At 52.8% G+C, this 20236-nt stretch carries 14 protein-coding genes; 2 read left to right on the forward strand and 12 right to left on the reverse strand.

The genetic code is table 11. From position 1 onward, the window contains the following. Positions 1–10: 10 nt before the first annotated feature. The 5 genes from fusA to WIH05_RS05430 form a co-directional block, all read right to left on the reverse strand. Positions 11–2134, reverse strand: a complete 2124-nt coding sequence (fusA, locus tag WIH05_RS05410; RefSeq protein WP_337425076.1) for an elongation factor G — start codon at positions 2132–2134, stop codon at positions 11–13. 15 nt (positions 2135–2149) lie between these two features. Continuing rightward, positions 2150–2620: a 30S ribosomal protein S7 gene (rpsG, locus tag WIH05_RS05415; protein WP_022273888.1), complete on the reverse strand. Its 471-nt coding sequence runs from the start codon at positions 2618–2620 to the stop codon at positions 2150–2152. A 358-nt stretch (positions 2621–2978) separates the two neighbouring features. Continuing rightward, a complete protein-coding gene (rpsL, locus tag WIH05_RS05420; protein WP_022273887.1) occupies positions 2979–3398 on the reverse strand; it encodes a 30S ribosomal protein S12 in 420 nt (139 codons plus the stop codon). A gap of 205 nt (positions 3399–3603) precedes the next feature. Further along, positions 3604–5013, reverse strand: coding sequence for a Na+/H+ antiporter NhaC family protein (locus WIH05_RS05425; RefSeq protein WP_022273886.1), 1410 nt, complete (start codon positions 5011–5013; stop codon positions 3604–3606). Between the two features lie 14 nt (positions 5014–5027). Then, positions 5028–6209 carry a M20 family metallopeptidase gene (locus WIH05_RS05430; protein ID WP_022273885.1) on the reverse strand — a complete coding sequence of 394 codons (1182 nt, stop codon included), beginning with the start codon at positions 6207–6209 and terminating at the stop codon, positions 5028–5030. 193 nt (positions 6210–6402) lie between these two features. On the opposite strand from WIH05_RS05430, the gene WIH05_RS05435 reads away from it, so the two are divergent. Beyond that, entirely contained in the window at positions 6403–7347 is a 945-nt protein-coding gene (locus tag WIH05_RS05435) for a LysR family transcriptional regulator (protein WP_337425077.1), read from the forward strand. A gap of 14 nt (positions 7348–7361) precedes the next feature. On the opposite strand, the gene WIH05_RS05440 is transcribed toward WIH05_RS05435, so the two are convergent. Next, positions 7362–7778 carry a PaaI family thioesterase gene (locus WIH05_RS05440; protein WP_022273883.1) on the reverse strand — a complete coding sequence of 139 codons (417 nt, stop codon included), beginning with the start codon at positions 7776–7778 and terminating at the stop codon, positions 7362–7364. A gap of 106 nt (positions 7779–7884) precedes the next feature. Next, complete coding sequence (locus WIH05_RS05445; RefSeq protein WP_337425078.1) at positions 7885–8520, reverse strand: glycosyltransferase family 2 protein; 636 nt, start codon at positions 8518–8520, stop codon at positions 7885–7887. A gap of 165 nt (positions 8521–8685) precedes the next feature. Here WIH05_RS05445 and WIH05_RS05450 point away from each other — a divergent pair, with 165 nt between their 5' ends. Continuing rightward, on the forward strand, positions 8686–9627 hold the full coding sequence (locus WIH05_RS05450) for a 2-hydroxyacid dehydrogenase (RefSeq protein WP_158359655.1): 942 nt from the start codon (positions 8686–8688) through the stop codon (positions 9625–9627). A gap of 112 nt (positions 9628–9739) precedes the next feature. Here WIH05_RS05450 and WIH05_RS05455 read toward each other — a convergent pair whose 3' ends face one another. From WIH05_RS05455 to WIH05_RS05475, 5 genes are all read right to left on the reverse strand, one after another. Continuing rightward, positions 9740–10825 (reverse strand): DUF6612 family protein, encoded by a 1086-nt coding sequence (locus WIH05_RS05455; protein ID WP_022273880.1) that lies wholly within the window; start codon positions 10823–10825, stop codon positions 9740–9742. A 29-nt stretch (positions 10826–10854) separates the two neighbouring features. Beyond that, positions 10855–11172, reverse strand: coding sequence for a hypothetical protein (locus WIH05_RS05460; RefSeq protein ID WP_022273879.1), 318 nt, complete (start codon positions 11170–11172; stop codon positions 10855–10857). Positions 11173–11298: 126 nt separating this feature from the next. Next, complete coding sequence (locus WIH05_RS05465; RefSeq protein WP_022273878.1) at positions 11299–12465, reverse strand: cation diffusion facilitator family transporter; 1167 nt, start codon at positions 12463–12465, stop codon at positions 11299–11301. A gap of 82 nt (positions 12466–12547) precedes the next feature. Next, entirely contained in the window at positions 12548–16264 is a 3717-nt protein-coding gene (gene rpoC / locus WIH05_RS05470; RefSeq protein WP_215654673.1) for a DNA-directed RNA polymerase subunit beta', read from the reverse strand. An 18-nt stretch (positions 16265–16282) separates the two neighbouring features. Beyond that, positions 16283–20152, reverse strand: a complete 3870-nt coding sequence (locus WIH05_RS05475; protein WP_215654672.1) for a DNA-directed RNA polymerase subunit beta — start codon at positions 20150–20152, stop codon at positions 16283–16285. Positions 20153–20236 lie beyond the last annotated feature (84 nt).

The raw sequence follows: 20236 nt of genomic DNA on the forward strand, positions 1-20236 counted from the left end.
TTTTTCAAGCCTATTTCGCACCTTTTCTTTCAGCGATGATCTTCTCCTGAACGCTCTTCGGTACCTGCTCATATTTCTCAAAGAACATGGAGTAGTTACCACGTCCCTGTGTGCTGGAACGAAGGTCTGTGGAGTAACCGAACATCTCTGCCAGCGGCACGAATGCTTTTACAAGCTTTCCTCCGCCGATGTCCTCGAAGCCCTCGATACGGCCGCGGCGGGAGTTGATGTCGCCGATAACGTCGCCCATGTATTCCTCAGGCATCGTTACCTCTACCTTCATGATCGGCTCAAGAAGCACTGCGCCTGCCTTTGCCATAGCATCCTTGAACGCCATGGATCCGGCAATGTGGAATGCCATCTCGGAGGAGTCGACCTCATGGTAGGAACCGTCGAATACATCTGCGCATACGCCCAGTACCGGGAATCCGCCAAGGATACCAGCCTTTGTGGCCTCTTCGATACCCTCGCCGACAGCCGGGATGTATTCCTTCGGAATCGCACCGCCCACAACGGAGGAAGTAAACTTGAAGGTCTCTTCGCCGTTGGGATCCATCGGTGTGAAGTGTACTTTACAGTGACCGTACTGACCACGTCCGCCAGACTGTTTTGCGTACTTGCTGTCCACATCCACAGCCTTTGTGAAGGTCTCTTTGTAAGCAACCTGGGGAGCGCCCACATTGGCCTCTACCTTGAACTCACGAAGAAGACGGTCAACGATGATCTCAAGATGCAGCTCGCCCATACCGGAGATGATGGTCTGGCCAGTCTCTTTGTCGGTATGAACACGGAAGGTGGGATCCTCCTCTGCCAGCTTTACTAAAGCCTCGCCCATCTTGTCCTGACCAGCCTTGGTCTTGGGCTCGATGGCGATGTCGATAACCGGCTCCGGGAACTCCATGGACTCCAGGATTACCGGATGCTGCTCATCACAGATGGTATCACCGGTGGAAGTTGTCTTGAATCCAACGGCAGCGGCGATATCACCGGAGTAAACCTTGTCAAGCTCCTGTCTCTTGTTGGCATGCATCTGAAGGATACGGCCAACACGCTCTTTTTTATTCTTTGTTGCATTCAGTACATAGGAACCGGAGTTCATTGTACCGGAATACACACGGAAGAATGCCAGTTTACCAACGAACGGGTCGGTCATGATCTTGAACGCAAGAGCAGAGAACGGCTCGTCGTCGGAGGAGTGACGCACGATCTCGTTGCCATCCATGTCAACGCCTTTGATGGGCGGGATGTCAAGGGGAGACGGCATGAACTCGATCACAGCATCCAGAAGCTTCTGAACGCCCTTGTTTCTGTAAGCAGTACCGCAGCATACCGGGATCGCCTGGCATTCGCAGGTAGCCTTACGGAGAACCTTTTTCAGTTCTTCAACGGACGGCTCCTCGCCATCCAGATACATCATCATCAGATCGTCATCCAGCTCGCAGATCTTCTCAACCAGCTCGGTTCTGTAAAGCTCTGCATCGTCCTTCATATCTTCCGGAATGTCAGTTACAGTGATATCATCGCCCTTATCATCGTTGTAGATGTAAGCCTGCATCTCAAACAGGTCGATGATTCCCTTGAACTCGTCTTCCTTACCGATCGGGAGCTGTAAGCAGATGGCGTTCTTTCCGAGACGGGTACGGATCTGGTCTACGCAGCCGTAGAAGTTTGCACCCAGGATATCCATCTTGTTGATGAATGCCATTCTCGGTACGTTGTAGGTATCAGCCTGACGCCATACGTTCTCGGACTGAGGCTCAACACCGCCCTTTGCACAGAAAACGCCGACAGCGCCGTCCAGAACACGCAGGGAACGCTCAACCTCAACAGTGAAGTCTACGTGGCCTGGGGTATCAATGATGTTGATACGGTGCTCCAGAGCGCCTGCCTTGGGCTTCGCCTTTTCCTGAAGAGTCCAGTGGCAGGTGGTAGCGGCTGATGTGATCGTGATACCTCTCTCCTGCTCCTGCTCCATCCAGTCCATGGTAGCTGTGCCTTCGTGAGTATCACCAATTTTATAGTTAATACCAGTGTAATACAGGATACGCTCAGTGGTCGTTGTCTTACCGGCATCGATATGAGCCATAATTCCGATATTTCTGGTTCTCTCCAACGGATATTCTCTTCCAGCCAAGGATTTGTCCTCCTTTTAGAATCTGTAATGAGCAAATGCCTTGTTGGCCTCTGCCATCTTGTGCATTTCCTCTTTCTTCTTTACAGATGCACCGGTGTTGTTTGCTGCATCCATAATTTCGTTTGCGAGTCTTTCGATCTGGGTCTTTTCAGATCTCTTCCTGGAATAGAGAGTGATCCAGCGAAGTCCCAGGGCCTGTCTTCTCTCCGGTTTAACCTCGATCGGTACCTGGTATGTGGCGCCGCCGATACGTTTTGCCTTAACTTCCAGAACAGGCATGATGTTGTTCATGGCTTCTTCAAAAACCTCTACTGCGTCTTTTCCGGTCTTTGCTGCAACTTCCTCAAAAGCGCCGTAAACGATCTTCTGAGCAACGCCCCTCTTGCCGTCTAACATGATGTTGTTGATCAGCTTTGTAACAACCTTGTTGTTGTACAGGGGATCTGCTAATACGTCTCTTTTCTGGGTATGTCCTTTACGTGGCACGTTACTTCCCTCCTTAATCATACATAATTGATTAGCTCATCGGTACTCACATGTTTCCATAAAATGTGTTCGCGCGCGGGTCTATATCTGTGTCCTGCAACCGACAGGTCCAATATCACCGGCACTAAATTACGGAAATCCGGTTTCCGTATACACTTTACTGCTGTTAGTGGGTCCAAATTTTGTGGAGTTTCTGGCTGCCGCTCGTTGGGGCGGGAAACCTGAAATTTCTCAGAGTTCCTCTCTCCCTCTCACTGGGGGGGAAACCAAACTTTTTCAAAGTTTCTGGCTGCCCTCACTGGGGCGGGAAACCCAAACTCCATTTCATTCCGTTCGGGTATCAGTAATTGCTTCGCAATTACTTCTTGTCTTTCGGTCTCTTTGCGCCGTATTTGGAACGGGCCTGCTTTCTGTTGGCTACGCCGGCAGTATCAAGAGTACCTCTGATGATGTGGTATCTGGTACCCGGAAGGTCCTTTACACGGCCGCCGCGGATCAGAACAACAGAGTGCTCCTGAAGGTTGTGGCCCTCACCCGGGATATAGCTTGTTACTTCGATACCGTTGGAAAGACGAACTCTGGCGATCTTTCTAAGAGCGGAGTTCGGCTTCTTCGGGGTTGCAGTCTTAACAGCTGTACAAACGCCTCTCTTCTGCGGAGCGGAAACGTCTGTTGCTTTCTTCTGAAGGGAGTTATATCCTTTCTGAAGAGCCGGAGCTGTGGACTTCTTTGCTGTGGTCTGCCTTCCTTTTCTTACTAACTGGTTAAATGTAGGCATCCTTTTCACCTCCTGTGATATTGTCTGTGGTTGCTGTTTGGTTCAGCTTGATTCTGCGCACAAAAATGGGGCGTACCCCATGCACGCCCCATTATTATATATAGTCTTTTTCCGGCTGTCAAGGAAAAACCTCAAATTTTCCTTTAAAAATACAGAATTTCCTTCCATGACACGCCAGAGACAGTTGTCTCGGGTTTTCTGCCCTTTATAAGCCGGTCCATCCAATGGCCTGAAGGATCGTCAGAGTGGCAAAGGACATCGCGATCTGGCATCCCAGAAGAGGCATCAGCCATTTGGCGTATCTGGCCCAGTCCACCTTTGCGATGGCCAGGGCTCCCATAAGGGTTCCTGCCGTAGGATACAGGCAGTTGGAGAAGCCGTCTCCAAACTGGAAGGCCTGGACCGCAACCTGTCTTGTGATGCCGACCAGGTCCGCGATGGGAACCATTAAGGGCATTACCGCTGCCGCCTGGCCGGATCCGGAGGGGATTAGGAAATTGATCAGCAGATTGGCAATGAACATGAAATTCGCACCCATTACAGATCCCATGCTGGAGATCGGGATGGAAAGCCAGTTGACGATGGTATTCAAAATCTGTCCCTGGGACAGGATCACACCGATGCCATTGGCAAATCCAACAATAAACGCCGCATTGGTCATTTTTGCGCAGCCATTGATAAATTCCTTCGTGGTTCCGTTGACGCCCATTCCATTGAGCAGACCGCAGCCTACGGCCAGGACAAAGAAGGTTGCCGCCATCTGGTCATAGCTCCAGGAAAATTTAATGGAGCCGATCACGATCACCGCGATGGCTGCCACCAGCCCCAGAAGGCTGACCATATGCTTCCAGGACATGGAAGCGTGGATCGTTTCCGTAGTTTCACCTTTTGCTCCCATAAAATCAGCCACGGACATGCCTTCCTCATAGTTCAGGCTCTTCATGGGATCCTTCCGGATCGTTTTCATATAACGCACCGTGAAGAAATAGCAGATGGCGAAGTTAATGATATTCAGCAGGACGCGGACTTCAAATCCAGAAAAGATGGGAAGCTCCGCGATGGGATGCGCCACACCGATGGTAGTTGCATTGGCCCATCCCACATTAAAGCCGGAGTAAGCGCCCATGTAAACAAACAGGAAGCCGGTAAACGCGTCGTATCCAAGGCTGGTGGCGAGAATGATCCCAATGGGGACCAGGGCGACCACCGGATTGGCAAACACACCTGCTGCGCCGCCCACAGACATAAACGCCATGATCAGAAGAGCCAGGACATGGGCGTTGAGCTTCTTATTGGAAGCCAGCCGTCCAAAGGCCGCGTTGATGGATCCGCTTTTTTCAAGCACAGCCACAGCGCCTCCACAGAACATGATCATGAAGATCAGCTTGGCTGATTTGTAAAAGCCTGCCATAACTGCCATGAGAACGCCCCAGGGCCCCACCGGCGTGCTGTCGATCACATGGTACGTTCCGGCAATGACCTTATTCAGGTTTCCCACCTTTTCTGTCTCATAGGCGCCGGCAGGGACGATCCAGGTCAGGACCGCGCATACGATCATAAGCATGAATAACAGAGCACATGTGGTCGGGATCTGAAATTTTTTCTTTTTTTCCATAGTAAGCTCCTTTGTTATTTTAAAAAGTCTTTTGTATACTGGACGAGAACGGCTGTCCCGGCCGCAATGCAGCTGTCGTCAAAAATATTTTTTGAGTTGTGCAGCCCATGACGTGTATTGGGATCCACATCGTTTCCAGACCCCAGCCGGAACTGGGCGCCAGGAGCCAGAAGCGGGAACAGGAAGGAAAAATCCTCTGATCCCAGAGACGGATTCTGAACTGTGATCACATGGTCCGCTCCAATGGTCTTCTCTGCGGCAGTCCGCAGTCCTTCGATCACATTCCTGTCATTTACCAGCGGCGGCATTCCCTTTTCCCACCGGATTTCTGCGCTTCCTCTCATAGCCTCCGCACAGGAAATACAGATCCGGTCAATGGCCGCCTGCATTTTCTCCCTGCTCTCTGCGTTCAGGCTCCGCAGGGTCCCGCTCATTTCCACAAAGTCCGGGATCACATTGGGCGCTTTTCCTCCGTGAATGCTGCCTATGGTCATAACCGCCGGATAGACCGGATGGTTCTCACGGGACACGACGGTCTGAAGCTGGGCCATTATGTAGCCGCTGATGGCGATGGGATCGATGCAGTTTTCCGGATGGGCTCCGTGGCCTCCCTTGCCGCTTACCTTAATATAGAAGGTATCGCAGGAGGCATTGGCCGGTCCCTCCTTGAGTCCAATGGAGCCAGCCGGGTATTCCGGGGACACATGAAGCCCCACCAGCACATCCGGCTTCACCGGCTCATAAAATTTACAGTCCAGAAGCTGCCTGGCCCCAGTGCCGCGCTCCTCCGCCGGCTGGAATAGGAACAGTACATTTCCGCTCAGCTGATCCCGGAGCTCCGAAAGGACCCTGGCACAAAACAGGAGGACTGTGGTATGGATATCGTGTCCGCAGGAATGGCAGACGCCGTCCACAGAGGAGGCATACGGAAGACCCGTTTTTTCAGACATGGGCAGGGCGTCTATGTCCTCCCGGATCGCAACGGTTTTCCCTGGTCTTCCTCCCTTTAGGAAACCGACCACGCCGGTCTTCAGGCCGATCTCCATGATCTCGATCCCGTATTCCTCCAGCTTTTCCCGGATCAGGGCTGTCGTCCGGTTCTCTTCGTTGCTCAGCTCCGGATTTGCATGGATATGTCTTCGGATTCCGATCATATCCGCCTCGTGCTGTTTTATAAGTTCCATTACATCAGCCATATTTTCCTCCTTTTTCCATATAAATTTATAATTATGAAAATATTATAATTTTTTATGAAGTTTTTGTAAAATACCTTTTTATCCATACGGTATACATAAAACACTATATCTATCCATTGCAGACATTCTATATTCTATGATACAATATCCCAAAATAAATATACCTTACCGAATCCCCATAAGGAGGAATCCTATGATCCCCGATGAACGCACCTGCCAGTATTTCATAACAATTGCCCGGGAAAAAAATATTTCCCGGGCCGCACGATCTCTTTATATTTCCCAGCCGTCCTTAAGCCGTTTTCTCACCGGACTGGAAAAAGAACTGGGTACTCCGCTTTTTATACGAAATAACGGGATCCTGTCCCCTACGCCGGCAGGAGAACTGTTTTTCCAGTATATTGCCAGCTTAAAGGGATTGGAATCCCGCTTTTCAAATGATCTTTCCTCTCTTTTGCTTCCCCAGAAACAGACTCTGAGGATCGGAGCAGGCTCCATCACCAGTCCCTTTCTGGCTGAGAAGGTTTTCCCCATACTCCACAGGGAATACCCCGATGTGGAGCTGTCCCTGACCGAGGATATCCATATCCATCTTCTGTCCCGAATGGAAAAGGGCGAGCTGGACCTGTCCGTGCTGGTCGCTTCCGGAGCAGATGTGGCTTCCAACCGCTTTGTCAAAGTCCTTGCCCGTGCCCCACGGCTTTTCATGATTTCCCGATCCCATCCCCTGGCCAGCCTTGTCGCGCGCCCGGAAAAAAATTCCGTCGAAAATCCCCAGAAATTTTCTCTTCATCATCTGGAAAACCAGACCCTGGTCTCCGGTATTCCCGGTCAGAAAATATGTGAGGATATCAGCCAGATCATCACGAAATACAGGCTTAACAACCTTTCGCTGGTTCCTGTTCAAAACCGCAAAACAAATATCGCCATGGCCGAATGCGGTCTTGCCATTGCTTTTCTCCCTGCTATTTATGTAACAAAACCGGAAAATCATCCTGAGCTGCTCTATCTCTATTCCGATGACCCTCTCGCCCAATGGTGCATGACCGTGCGTCATAAAAACAGCCGCCTGATTCCCATTGAACGCCGCTTCATCGACCTTGCTTCCGCTGTCTTTTCAGGAAAGGAGCCGGTATGACTCCGGCGTCCTTTCTAGTCTGACTTTTCCTGGCCTACACAGAACATATCCGCTGTCACATCTGCCAGCAGCTTCCCGTTCTCATCAGTCACCTCGCCCCGGACGATGGTGATGACCCGGCCCCGGCGCACCAGGATCCCCCGGGCTGTCACCCTCCCCTGGGACACGTTGCCGATAAAGTTCACATGGGCGCTCTGGGTCACATATTTTCTCCCGTCCGCCCGGGCAGTCAGCCCCGTTACCACATCCGCCAGGGAGTAGAGCAGCCCTCCGTGGATCATGCCCATGATGTTGAGCCCGTCCGGATGGACCTCCATGGAGATCTCGCTGCACTCGGTGGAGATTCTTTCGATCTTCATATGGTTATGGCGCATGAATGGATTATTTGCCAGGTATTCGTCTGCATTGATACAATTCTTTTCTTCTGCCATGTGGTTTCCTTTCTGTCTCCGGCTCCAGGCCGGGTATTTTAACCCTAACATCTTACCATAAGTATCTGCCGTTTACAAACCTTTCATTCCTCGGCCGGGTCAGGAGCTACCCGTTTTCCAGGGCTGCCTCCCGGCATCTCCGGGCGAAAGCCCGTTCCATTTCATAATAATACTGTTCCCTGGGGCCAAACTCCTCTCCACTTTTCCTCATGGACTCCAGGATCCTCAGATTCCGCTCCGGGTCCCGGATCCTCATTTTCCGGTGTTCGATCCAGATGTCTTCCTTCCATATAATACCAAATGGGCACACCGTTTCATGGACCCGGCCCTTCCATACGGCCCCAGGCCCTCTGCGGATCAGCCGTTCCCGGTAAAAGGCTGCGGCCAGGGAACCGTCCCGGCGGAACGCTGCCGCATACTTCATCATCACCACATCCGGAAGACAGCGTTCCCGTCCCAGCCGCTCCTTCAGATCCAGCAACTTCCTCCGCTGGTCCGGCCGCACCACATCGTCGGCGTCCAGCCAGAACAGATACGTCCCCCGGCCCTGGGAAAATGAGAAATTCCTGGCGGCGGCAAAGTCGTCCCGCCATGGAAAATCAAAGACCCTGGCTCCGCGCTCCATGGCCGCCGCCTTCGTTCCGTCTGTGGATCCGGTGTCCGTCACAAGGATCTCATCCGGGAACCCGGCCACGCTGTCCAGGCACCGCCCCAGCACCTCCTCTTCATTTTTTACGATCATGCAAAGACTCACGGAGACCACAGCCACGCCCCGCTTTCACACGGTTTTACTGCCAGTATATGTCCCGTGCGAAAACAGTTGAATGTTTCTCCGAAAAGACTTACAATAAGACCATGAAAACGACGCCGGAGCAAGAAAGCTCCGGACCACAAGGAGGAACCTGATATGAAACTCGTGATCATCGAGCCCCTGGGCGTCAACGATGAAAAGCTGCTGTCCATGGCAAAGGACATGCTGCCCGCAGACCTGGAGATCGTATATTACAATACCCGCGTCACCGATACGGAGACCCTCATTGAACGGGGCCATGACGCGGACATCATCGCCGTATCCAATCTTCCCATGAACGCCGACGTGATCAACGGCTGCAAAAACTTAAAGATGCTGTCTGTGGCCTTCACCGGCGTGGACCACATCGCCATGGACGCATGTAAGGCCAACGGCGTTCTGGTCAGCAACTGTGCGGGCTACTCCACCGCCGCCGTGGCCGACCTGGTATTTGGCATGATCATTGCCCTGTACCGGAACATGATCCCCTGCAACGACGTGGTGCGGAAGGAAGGCACCAAGGACGGACTGGTGGGCTTTGAGCTGGAGGGCAAAAAATTCGGTGTCATCGGTACCGGAGCCATCGGCCTCCGCACTGCCGCCATCGCAAACGCCTTCGGCTGCCAGGTCCTGGCGTACAGCCGCACGAAAAAGGATATCCCCGGGATCACCTATGTGGATATGGATACGCTCCTCTCTTCCTGTGATATCGTTTCCCTCCACACTCCTTTAAATTCCGATACCAGAGGACTCATTGGAAAAGAGGAGCTGGCAAAAATGAAACCGTCGGCCATCCTCATCAACACCTCCCGCGGTCCTGTGGTGGACAGCGCCGCCCTGGCAGACGCCTTAAATAATGGCCGCCTGGCCGGAGCCGGGATCGATGTATTTGAGACTGAGCCGCCCATCGCCAAGGACCATCCCCTCCTCACAGCAAAAAATGTCATCGCCACTCCCCATGTGGCCTTCGCCACAAAGGAGGCTCTGGAAAAACGTGCCGTTATCGTTTTTGACAATGTGGACAAGTGGTTAAAGGGCACGCCCCAGAACGTGATGTAGGCCTGCTTTTCCACAGAGAGCGTCTGCTGTCAGCCGTTTTTCCCCATTCCAGAAAAAAATTCCCGGAAGCGTGTAAAACGCCGCCGGGAATTTTTATTTTCTTTTTTAAATCTTATACCAGAGCGCTGCCCAGGTCCTCATAGCCCTCTGTGGACGGAAGCTCAAATTTCACTTCCTGTCCCGGATTATTGATGTTCATATGCATTTCCATCACATACGAAACGGTTTCAGACTCCCCAGTCTCGCTGTCGGTCATGACCATATCCATATCCAGGCTCATATCCTCTTTGACATAATAGCCGTTCTGATCCACAATGGCCTTGCCGGATGCGCTGCGGATATTGTAGGAAACCGTATATCCGTTGTAAAGGGTATCCATATCTCCAACGATGCCGTTTAAAAAGGAGTTCATATTGTCCGTATTGATGCCGTATGTAAGGACTGTATTTCCATCCTCAGTAGTCATGGCCATATCCTTCATCATAGCCAGATCCATATCCACGCTCTCCAGATTGCTGGCAACCTGGTCCAAGGCCTCGTCCAGGGGCATTTCCTGTTTCATCTTCATGCCCATCATGTCCATATAGTACATATTGTCTGTATAGAACATCTGGAACGGGATATCGCTTCCCAGCATGGTCATGCTTCCGTCAGCCACGAACTCCAGGTTTCCGGTCTGGGCTCCGCGGACCTTCATGTTCATATCCATGTTGGTGTCAATGGAAACGCCTTCCATGGTCATGGACATCTTCATATCTGCCTGGGCATCCATGCTGTCTAAGGTATTTGTCTTTTCCTGGGCCGCCAGATACGCCTCCAGAGCCGCCGGGTCATTGGACGCGTCGGGCTTCACTTCCTCAGCCGGCTGGATCTCTGCCGCCGGGACCTCCACCTTCTTTTCCTGGACCACTCCGTCTACGACCCAGGCACCCTGGTCATTGACCTCATAACCGCCGGCCTTGGCCGTCAGATTATAAAGGGAAACCTGTGCATAGCCGTCGTTATCAAAAATATAACACTCTGCAATGCCGTCCTGGTTTCCGTCCAGCCAGTACCATCCGTTCCTGCAGTAGGAGCCGTCGTCATTCTCGTACCGCCAGCCGTTCATATCCTGGCTCCACTGGCCTGCAAATGCGGTAAAGGAAACGGCCAGGGTGGCTGGAACGACTGTCAACAGAAGCTTTTTCCAATTTTTCATAGCTTATTTCCTTCCTTATTATATGAATACTATTCCATTACAGGCTGTACCTGAACTTCTCCATTCTCAACCCAGGCACCATCCATATTTACATCATAACCGGCAGCCTTACTGGTCAGGTTATAAAGGGAAACGAGAGCATAACCATCGTTATCGAAGCAATAGCACTCTGCCTCGCCGTCCCCATTTCCATCCAGCCAGAACCAGCCGTTCTTGCAGTAGGAGCCGTCCTCGTTCTCATACCACCAGCCGTTCATATCCTGATGCCACTGGCCTGCAAACGCAGTAAAGGAAAACATCATAGCCGCCGGAACCACTGCCAATAAGATCTTCTTCCAATTTCTCATATCGTCGTCCTCCTGAAAAATAATATATTGTAATATGTGACGATATTATATCAATTTTTATGGCAATATTCAAGTTTTTTTCATGATTTTTCCGTATGTCTTTGTGCACATTCCACTATTTTATTGTCAGATATACGACTGTTCCACCTGGATCACCGCATAATAGTTCTCCCAGGTCTCCTGAACGATCTTCTCGATCTCCTCCTTCACCTGGGCATGGGTCCTGTGGAAGCCATAGGGAACCACTGCATCAAAGACCAGATTCGTATGAGTCGGCCCCTGTACCATCCGCAGATCATGGATGGTCACGCCCTCCAGCCGCTCCGCGATCTTCAAAGCCAGAATTCTGCGGATCTCTGCCACCTTCTCATTATTCACTTCAATGGGATCCATATGGATCACCGCCTCGCAGCCCAGCTTCTGGTTCAGCTCCTTCTCGATCCGGTCGATGACGTCGTGGATCTCAAAAATGTCGCTGTTTCCCGGAACCTCGCCGTGAAGAGAGATCATCCGTCTTCCGGGGCCATAGTCATGGACCACCAGATCGTGGATCCCGATGATCTCCTCATGGGCCAGGACCAGCTTCTTGATCTCCTCCACGAACTCCGGAGACGGCGGCTGTCCCAGAAGCGGATTTAACGTATCCCGGGCGGCGCTGTAACCGGCATAGAGTACGAAGCAGGCCACGATGCAGCCGCACCAGCCGTCGATGTTGTAGCCGGTAAAGTGGGCAACCATCATAGAGAACAGCACTGCCAGGGTCGCCACCGAGTCGCTTAAGCTGTCCATGGCCGTGGCCTTCATGGCCTCTGAATCGATCCTGGTCCCGATCTTCCTGTTATAATAGCTCATATAAAGCTTCACACAGATGGATACGCAGAGGATCAGCACCGGAAGGACTCCGGCCTCCACCGGCTCCGGCGTACGGATCTTCTCAATGGACGTTTTTAAAAGCTCAAAGCCCATGAGCATGATGACCATGGAAACGCCAAAGCCGGATATGTACTCAAACCGCCCGTGGCCAAAGGGATGGTCCGCATCTGGCTTCATGCCGGAAAACCGGAAGCCCACCAGAGTGATAAACGAAGAACCTGCGTCCGACAGGTTGTTGAAGGCGTCGGCGGTGATGGCAATGGAGCCGCTTAAAACGCCTGCCAGGTATTTCCCCATAAAAAGCAGCACATTCAGGCCGATCCCCACAATGCTGCACAGCATCCCATAGGCCCGGCGGACTCCCTGGTCCTCTGCCTGGTCATGGTTCTTAATAAAAATTCTGGACAATAACGTGATCATATGGTTTTCTCTTCCTAACTCTCCAAAATGTGAAACAGCGAGGGAGCCTTCTGCTCCCCCGCCGCAATTCATTTTCTTTATTTTATTCCTCGGTGTCCACAGCCTCTTCGGGCTCGGAGCTCTCCATATCATCGAAGTTCTCCTCAGCCTCCTGGGTATCATCTTCATTTAAGATGATCTCCTCCGCTTCCTCAATGGGAGCGTCTTCCTCGGGCTGGAGCTGGGCCATGGCCTCAGCCTGCTGGGCCTCGAATTCTGCGTCTGTTCCCAGGTGGATGTCACGGTAGCGCTTCATTCCCGTACCTGCCGGGATCAGCTTACCGATGATCACGTTCTCCTTCAGACCGATCAGATGGTCCACCTTGCCGTTGATGGCAGCCTCTGTGAGGACCTTGGTGGTCTCCTGGAAGGAAGCCGCAGATAAGAAGGAATCCGTAGCCAGGGATGCCTTTGTGATACCCAGCATCACCTGCTTACCTTCTGCCGGTTTCTTTCCTTCAGCGATGAGCTTCTCGTTCATCTCGTTGAAGTCCAGAACGTCCATGGAGGTTCCCGGAAGCACCTCAGAGTCTCCGCTCTCTTCCACGCGGATCTTCTTTAACATCTGGCGGACGATCATCTCAACGTGCTTGTCGTTGATCTCTACGCCCTGTAAACGGTATACACGCTGTACCTCGCGGATCATATAATCCTGTACGGCGCGGACGCCCTTTACCTTCAGAAGATCGTGGGGGTTGATGGAACCCTCGGTGAGTACGTCGCCGGCCTCCAGTACCTGTCCGTCCAGTACCTTGATCCTGGATCCATAGGGGATCAGGTAGGTCTTGGAGTTTCCGGTCTCTGTATCCGTAACGATGATCTCGCGCTTCTTCTTTGTATCCTTAATGGTGACCACACCGCCGAACTCAGCGATGATGGCAAGTCCCTTGGGCCGTCTTGCCTCGAACAGCTCCTCGACACGGGGAAGACCCTGTGTGATATCGCCGCCGGCAACGCCGCCTGTATGGAAGGTACGCATGGTCAGCTGGGTACCCGGCTCACCGATGGACTGGGCCGCGATGATCCCGACTGCCTCGCCCACCTGTACCGGCTGGCCGGTGGCCATATTGGCGCCGTAGCATTTTGCGCAGACACCGATGTGACACTTACAGGTCAGTACAGTACGGATCTTAACGGTCTTTCTTCCTAACTTATCCAGGACCTTCATAACGGCAGCCGCACGCTTGGGCGTACACATATGGTTGGCCTTTACGACTACCTCTCCTGTATCCGGATCCACGATATCCTCGGCGATGTATCTGCCGGTGAGACGCTCCTCCAGGCTCTCGATGGTCTCCTTGCCGTCGGCAAAGGCCTCGATCTCCATGTAGGGGATCTCTCCCTTTCCTTCACAGCAGTCCGTCTCACGGATGATCAGATCCTGGGATACGTCTACCAGACGTCTGGTCAGGTAACCAGAGTCGGCGGTACGCAGAGCCGTATCGGACAGACCCTTACGGGCTCCATGGGCAGAGATGAAGTACTCCAGTACGTCCAGACCTTCACGGAAGTTGGACTTAATGGGAAGCTCGATGGTGTGACCGGTAGTATCGGCCATAAGGCCTCGCATTCCAGCCAGCTGCTTGATCTGCTTATCAGAACCTCGGGCTCCGGAGTCAGCCATCATGAAGATGTTGTTGTACTTATCCAGGCCAGTCAGCAGATCGTGGGTCAGCTGATCGTCCGTCTCCTTCCAGGTATCGATCACCTCTTTATAACGCTCCTCCTCGGTGATAAGACCGCGGCGGAAGTTCTTGGCGATCCGGTCCACAGTGGCCTCTGCATCCGCTAAAAGCTGTTTCTTGGAGGCCGGAACGGTCATATCGGAAATGGATACGGTCATGGCCGCTCTTGTGGAATATTTATAACCAATGGCCTTGATGTCATCCAGGGTAATGGCAGTCTGCATTGCCCCGTGAGTGTTGATGACCTTCTCAAGGATCTGTTTTAACTGTTTCTTCTTTACAAGGAAGTCGATCTCCGGCTTTAACTCGTTGCCCGGGATGGTCCGGTCCACAAAGCCCAGGTCCTGGGGGATGATCTCGTTAAAGAGGATACGGCCCACGGTGGTCTCCACGATGCCGGTCATCTCGGTGCCGTCAGCCATGGTCCTGGATACGCGCACCTTGATCCTTGCATGAAGGGTCACAACGCCGTTTTCATAGGCCAGGATCGCTTCATTTTTGCTCTTAAAGTATTTTCCTTCTCCCGGAGCTCCCGGTCTTTCCTGGGTCAGGTAATAGATACCCAGAACCATATCCTGGGACGGAACGGCCACGGGGCCGCCGTCGGACGGCTTTAACAGGTTGTTGGGAGAAAGCAGAAGGAATCTGCACTCCGCCTGGGCTTCCATGGAAAGGGGAAGGTGTACGGCCATCTGGTCACCGTCGAAGTCGGCGTTGAAGGCTGTACATACCAGGGGATGGAGCTTGATGGCCTTACCTTCGACCAGAATGGGCTCGAAAGCCTGGATACCAAGTCTGTGGAGTGTAGGAGCACGGTTTAACATAACGGGATGCTCTTTAATTACATCCTCCAGTACGTCCCACACCTCTGTCTGGAGGCGTTCCACCATCTTTTTGGCGTTTTTGATGTTATGGGCAGTTCCGTTGGCAACCAGTTCCTTCATAACAAAGGGCTTGAAGAGCTCGATGGCCATCTCCTTGGGGAGACCGCACTGGTAGATCTTGAGCTCCGGTCCAACAACGATAACGGAACGGCCGGAATAGTCCACTCGCTTACCCAGAAGGTTCTGACGGAAGCGGCCCTGTTTACCCTTTAACATATCGGAAAGGGATTTTAAGGCACGGTTTCCGGGACCTGTTACAGGTCTTCCCCGTCTGCCGTTGTCGATCAGGGCGTCCACAGCCTCCTGGAGCATACGCTTCTCATTGCGGACGATGATGTCCGGAGCGCCTAATTCCAGAAGTCTTGCCAGACGGTTGTTGCGGTTGATGATCCTTCTGTATAAGTCGTTTAAGTCCGATGTGGCGAAACGGCCGCCGTCCAGCTGTACCATGGGACGGATATCCGGCGGGATCACCGGGATCACGTTCATGATCATCCATTCCGGCTTGTTTCCGGACTGGCGGAAGGCATCCACCACCTCCAGGCGCTTGATGATACGGGCACGCTTCTGTCCGGAGGACTCCTGAAGAGCCTTTCTTAACTCCTCAGAATCCTTCTCCAGGTCAATAGACCTCAAAAGCTCCTGGATGGCCTCGGCACCCATTCCTACACGGAAGGTGCCGTAGCCATATTTGTCAACTGCGTCGCGGTACTCCTTCTCAGAAAGCACCTGCTTTAACTGGAGACCGGTATCGCCCGGATCCAGCACGATATAAGAAGCGAAGTACAGTACCTTCTCCAGGACCCTCGGAGAGATGTCCAGGATCAGTCCCATACGGCTCGGGATACCCTTGAAATACCAGATGTGGGAAACCGGAGCGGCCAGAGCGATATGGCCGATACGCTCACGGCGCACACTGGACTTGGTAACCTCAACGCCGCATCGGTCACAGATAACGCCCTTATATCTGATCTTCTTGTATTTACCACAATGACACTCCCAGTCCTTGCTGGGCCCGAAGATTCTTTCACAGTACAGGCCGTCCTTTTCCGGCTTTAAGGTCCTGTAGTTGATGGTCTCCGGCTTTTTTACCTCGCCGTGGGACCATTCCAGGATCTTTTCCGGAGAAGCAAGTCCGATACGGATCGCGTCAAATGTCATCGGCTGATAAGTTTCATTTGTCTCAGGCATGAACGGTACTCCCTTCTATTAATTATCTTTTTCAGAATAGTCGTCATCGATGTAGCCGTCCTCTTCCTCCGGCCCGTCGATATAGTCGTCATCCTCAGAATCCACCAGCTCTCCGTCCTTGAACTCCTGCTTCTGGAAGCCATAGCTGCCGAAGGATTCCTCTTTCTCGTCGTAACGTCTGTCGCCTTCGATGATGGAGCGCAGATCCAGGTCGGTGTCTGCGTAATCGATGTTCTCGGACATCTCCACTTCCTCGCCGTTGTCTTTCAGGACTCTCACGTCCAGACCCAGGGACTGGAGTTCCTTTAAGAGTACCTTGAAGGACTCGGGGATACCCGGCTCCGGAATGTTCTCGCCCTTGATGATGGCCTCGTAGGTCTTCACACGGCCCACAACGTCATCGGACTTCACGGTCAGGATCTCCTGGAGCGTATAGGATGCACCGTATGCCTCCAGGGCCCATACCTCCATCTCACCGAAACGCTGTCCGCCGAACTGGGCCTTACCGCCGAGAGGCTGCTGGGTAACCAGTGCATATGGGCCAGTGGAACGTGCATGGATCTTATCGTCTACCAGATGGTGGAGCTTTAAGTAATGCATGTGTCCGATGGTGGTGGGGCTGTCAAAGGGTTCTCCGGTACGGCCGTCGCGCAGCTGCACCTTACCGGTACGGCTGATGGGCACTCCCTTCCAGAGACCGCGGTGCTCTAAGTGGGTTCCCAGATATTCCATGACCTCCGGCTTGATCAGATCTGCATATTTCTCATGGAATGCATCCCATTCCATATTTACATAATCGTTGGCCAGCTCCAGGGTATCCTGGATATCATCCTCGTTGGCTCCGTCGAAGACCGGCGTGGACACATTGAAGCCCAGGGCCTTGGCAGCCAGGCTTAAGTGGATCTCCAGCACCTGTCCGATGTTCATACGGGACGGCACGCCCAGGGGGTTCAATACGATATCCAGCGGACGGCCGTTGGGTAAGAACGGCATATCCTCAACCGGGAGCACACGGGAAACAACACCCTTGTTTCCGTGACGGCCGGCCATCTTATCGCCCACGGAGATCTTTCTCTTCTGGGCAATGTAGATCCTTACGGACTGGTTCACGCCGGGAGCCAGCTCGTCGCCGTTCTCTCTTGTGAATACCTTGGCGTCCACGATGATGCCGTAAGCGCCGTGGGGCACCTTAAGGGAGGTGTCGCGGACCTCTCTTGCCTTCTCGCCGAAGATGGCGCGGAGGAGCTTTTCTTCTGCGGTCAGCTCAGTCTCTCCCTTGGGAGTTACCTTACCTACCAGGATATCGCCGGCACGGACCTCTGCGCCGATGCGGATGATGCCGCGCTCGTCCAGATCCTTTAAGGCGTCATCGCCAACGCCGGGAACGTCTCTGGTGATCTCTTCCGGTCCTAACTTGGTGTCTCTGGCCTCTGCCTCGTACTCCTCGATATGGACGGAGGTATATACGTCGTTCTGGACCAGCTTCTCACTTAACAGTACAGCGTCCTCATAGTTGTAGCCTTCCCAGGTCATGAAACCGATCAGCGGGTTCTTTCCAAGGGCGATCTCACCGTTCTTTGTGGACGGGCCGTCTGCGATCACCTCACCCTTTTCCACATGGTCTCCCTTGTAAACGATGGGCTTCTGGTTGTAGCAGTTGGACTGGTTGCTTCTTGCAAATTTGGTCAGACGGTACACATCCTTCATACCGTCAGAATCTCTCTTGATGATGATCTCGTTGGAGGCGGAACGCTCGACCACGCCGGCATTCTTTGCAACGACGCAGACGCCGGAGTCAACAGCCGCCTTGGCCTCGATACCAGTTCCCACAACGGGAGCCTCAGTGGAAAGCAGCGGCACAGCCTGACGCTGCATGTTGGAGCCCATCAGCGCACGGTTGGCGTCGTCGTTCTCCAGGAACGGGATCATGGATGTAGCCACGGAGAATACCATCTTCGGGGATACGTCCATTAAGTCGATGGAGCGCTTCTGGAAGGAGGATGTCTCCTCACGGAAACGTCCGGAAATATTGTTGTGGACAAAGTGGCCTTCCTCGTCTAAGGGCTCGTTGGCCTGGGCAACCACATAGTTATCCTCTTCATCGGCAGTCAGGTATACCACATCGTCGGTTACGATGGGGTTAGCCGGATCGGATTTATCCAATACCCGGTACGGAGCCTCCACAAAGCCGTACTGGTTCACTCTGGCGTAGCAGGCCAGGGAGTTGATCAGACCGATGTTGGGACCCTCAGGGGTCTCGATGGGACACATACGTCCGTAGTGGGTGTAGTGTACGTCGCGGACCTCGAATCCGGCACGCTCTCTGGACAGACCGCCGGGGCCCAATGCAGAAAGACGTCTCTTGTGGGTCAGCTCAGACAGCGGGTTGTTCTGGTCCATGAACTGGGACAGCTGGGAGCTTCCGAAGAACTCCTTCACCGCAGCCGTCACCGGCTTGATGTTGATCAGAGACTGGGGAGTAATCCCCTCCATATCCTGTGTGGTCATACGTTCTCTTACCACACGCTCCATTCTGGAAAGGCCGATGCGGTACTGGTTCTGTAAGAGCTCGCCCACGGCACGGATCCTACGGTTTCCAAGGTGGTCGATATCGTCCTTCGTACCAACGCCGAACTCCAGATGCATATTATAGTTAATGGAAGCAATGATGTCTTCCTTTGTGATGTGCTTGGGGATCAGGTCGTGGATGTGGCGGCGGATCTCTGCCTTTAACTCATCCTCTCCCATATCGCCTGCTTTTTCCAGGATATCGGCCAGCACCGGGTAGAATACTAACTCCGTAACGCCGGCTTCTTCCGGATCAAAGCCCACATAGGCAGCCAGATCCACCATCATATTGGAAAGGACCTTCACGTTCCTCTCCTCGGTCTGTACCCATACATAGGGAACAGCCGCATTCTGGATGGCTTCTGCCTGCTCCATGGTCACGGTCTTTCCAGCCTCGGCAAGGATTTCGCCGGTTGTGGTATCCACCACATCCTCTGCCAGGATCTGACCCGTGATACGGTTCTTAAAGTGAAGCTTCTTATTAAATTTATATCTGCCGACCTTTGCCAGATCATATCTTCTGGGGTCGAAGAACATGCTGTTCAGCAGGCTCTCAGCGCTGTCCACGGAAAGCGGCTCGCCGGGACGGATCTTTTTATATAATTCAAGAAGGCCGTCCTGATAGTTATCGGAGGTATCCTTTCCAAAGCTGGCTAACAGCTTGGGCTCTTCTCCGAATAACTCGGTGATCTCTGCATTGGTGCCGTAACCCAGGGCACGGATCAGGACTGTCACCGGGACCTTTCTTGTACGGTCTACGCGGACATAGAACACGTCGTTGGAGTCTGTTTCGTACTCCAGCCATGCGCCGCGGTTGGGGATCACGGTACAGGAATATAATTCCTTTCCGATCTTATCATGATCGATCCCATAATAGATTCCGGGGGAACGTACCAGCTGGCTGACGATAACACGCTCTGCTCCGTTGATGACGAAGGAACCTGTATCGGTCATTAATGGAAGATCACCCATGAAGATCTCGTGTTCATTGATTTCATCTTTATCTTTGTTGCAGAGTCTCACCTTTACTTTTAAAGGCGCTGCGTAAGTGGCATCCCGCTCTTTGCACTCTTCGATCGTGTACTTGATATCATCTTTGCAAAGTGTGAAGTCCACAAACTCCAGACTCAGATGACCAGCAAAGTCCGCGATGGGAGAGATATCCTCGAAGACCTCTTTCAGGCCCTCATCCAGGAACCACTGATAGGAATCTTTCTGGATTTCGATCAGGTTCGGCATCTCAAGAACTTCCTTCTGTCTCGAGTAGCTCATCCTTACGCTTTTACCGGCCGGCACCGGACGTATTCTGCTTTTCTCCATTGACGTTTCACCCCTGTTTTCTTTCTATATCAACTCTATTTTTGGGCATAATGGTACCCTTACGCGCAAGATACCACAATAGTG

The organism is Alitiscatomonas sp. (genome assembly GCF_037242085.1).
In the GTDB taxonomy this organism is placed as follows: domain Bacteria; phylum Bacillota; class Clostridia; order Lachnospirales; family Lachnospiraceae; genus Alitiscatomonas; species Alitiscatomonas aceti.

What these genes read in the sequence shown, in the direction of transcription:
- WIH05_RS05425 (WP_022273886.1), bottom strand. Translation starts at nt 5,013, where the DNA reads ATGGAAAAAAAGAAAAAATTTCAGATCCCGACCACATGTGCTCTGTTA.
- rpoC (WP_215654673.1), bottom strand. Translation starts at nt 16,264, where the DNA reads ATGCCTGAGACAAATGAAACTTATCAGCCGATGACATTTGACGCGATC.
- WIH05_RS05440 (WP_022273883.1), bottom strand. Translation starts at nt 7,778, where the DNA reads ATGGCAGAAGAAAAGAATTGTATCAATGCAGACGAATACCTGGCAAAT.
- WIH05_RS05450 (WP_158359655.1), top strand. Translation starts at nt 8,686, where the DNA reads ATGAAACTCGTGATCATCGAGCCCCTGGGCGTCAACGATGAAAAGCTG.
- WIH05_RS05465 (WP_022273878.1), bottom strand. Translation starts at nt 12,465, where the DNA reads ATGATCACGTTATTGTCCAGAATTTTTATTAAGAACCATGACCAGGCA.
- WIH05_RS05460 (WP_022273879.1), bottom strand. Translation starts at nt 11,172, where the DNA reads ATGAGAAATTGGAAGAAGATCTTATTGGCAGTGGTTCCGGCGGCTATG.
- WIH05_RS05430 (WP_022273885.1), bottom strand. Translation starts at nt 6,209, where the DNA reads ATGGCTGATGTAATGGAACTTATAAAACAGCACGAGGCGGATATGATC.
- WIH05_RS05445 (WP_337425078.1), bottom strand. Translation starts at nt 8,520, where the DNA reads ATGATCGTAAAAAATGAAGAGGAGGTGCTGGGGCGGTGCCTGGACAGC.
- WIH05_RS05455 (WP_022273880.1), bottom strand. Translation starts at nt 10,825, where the DNA reads ATGAAAAATTGGAAAAAGCTTCTGTTGACAGTCGTTCCAGCCACCCTG.
- WIH05_RS05475 (WP_215654672.1), bottom strand. Translation starts at nt 20,152, where the DNA reads ATGGAGAAAAGCAGAATACGTCCGGTGCCGGCCGGTAAAAGCGTAAGG.
- WIH05_RS05435 (WP_337425077.1), top strand. Translation starts at nt 6,403, where the DNA reads ATGATCCCCGATGAACGCACCTGCCAGTATTTCATAACAATTGCCCGG.
- rpsL (WP_022273887.1), bottom strand. Translation starts at nt 3,398, where the DNA reads ATGCCTACATTTAACCAGTTAGTAAGAAAAGGAAGGCAGACCACAGCA.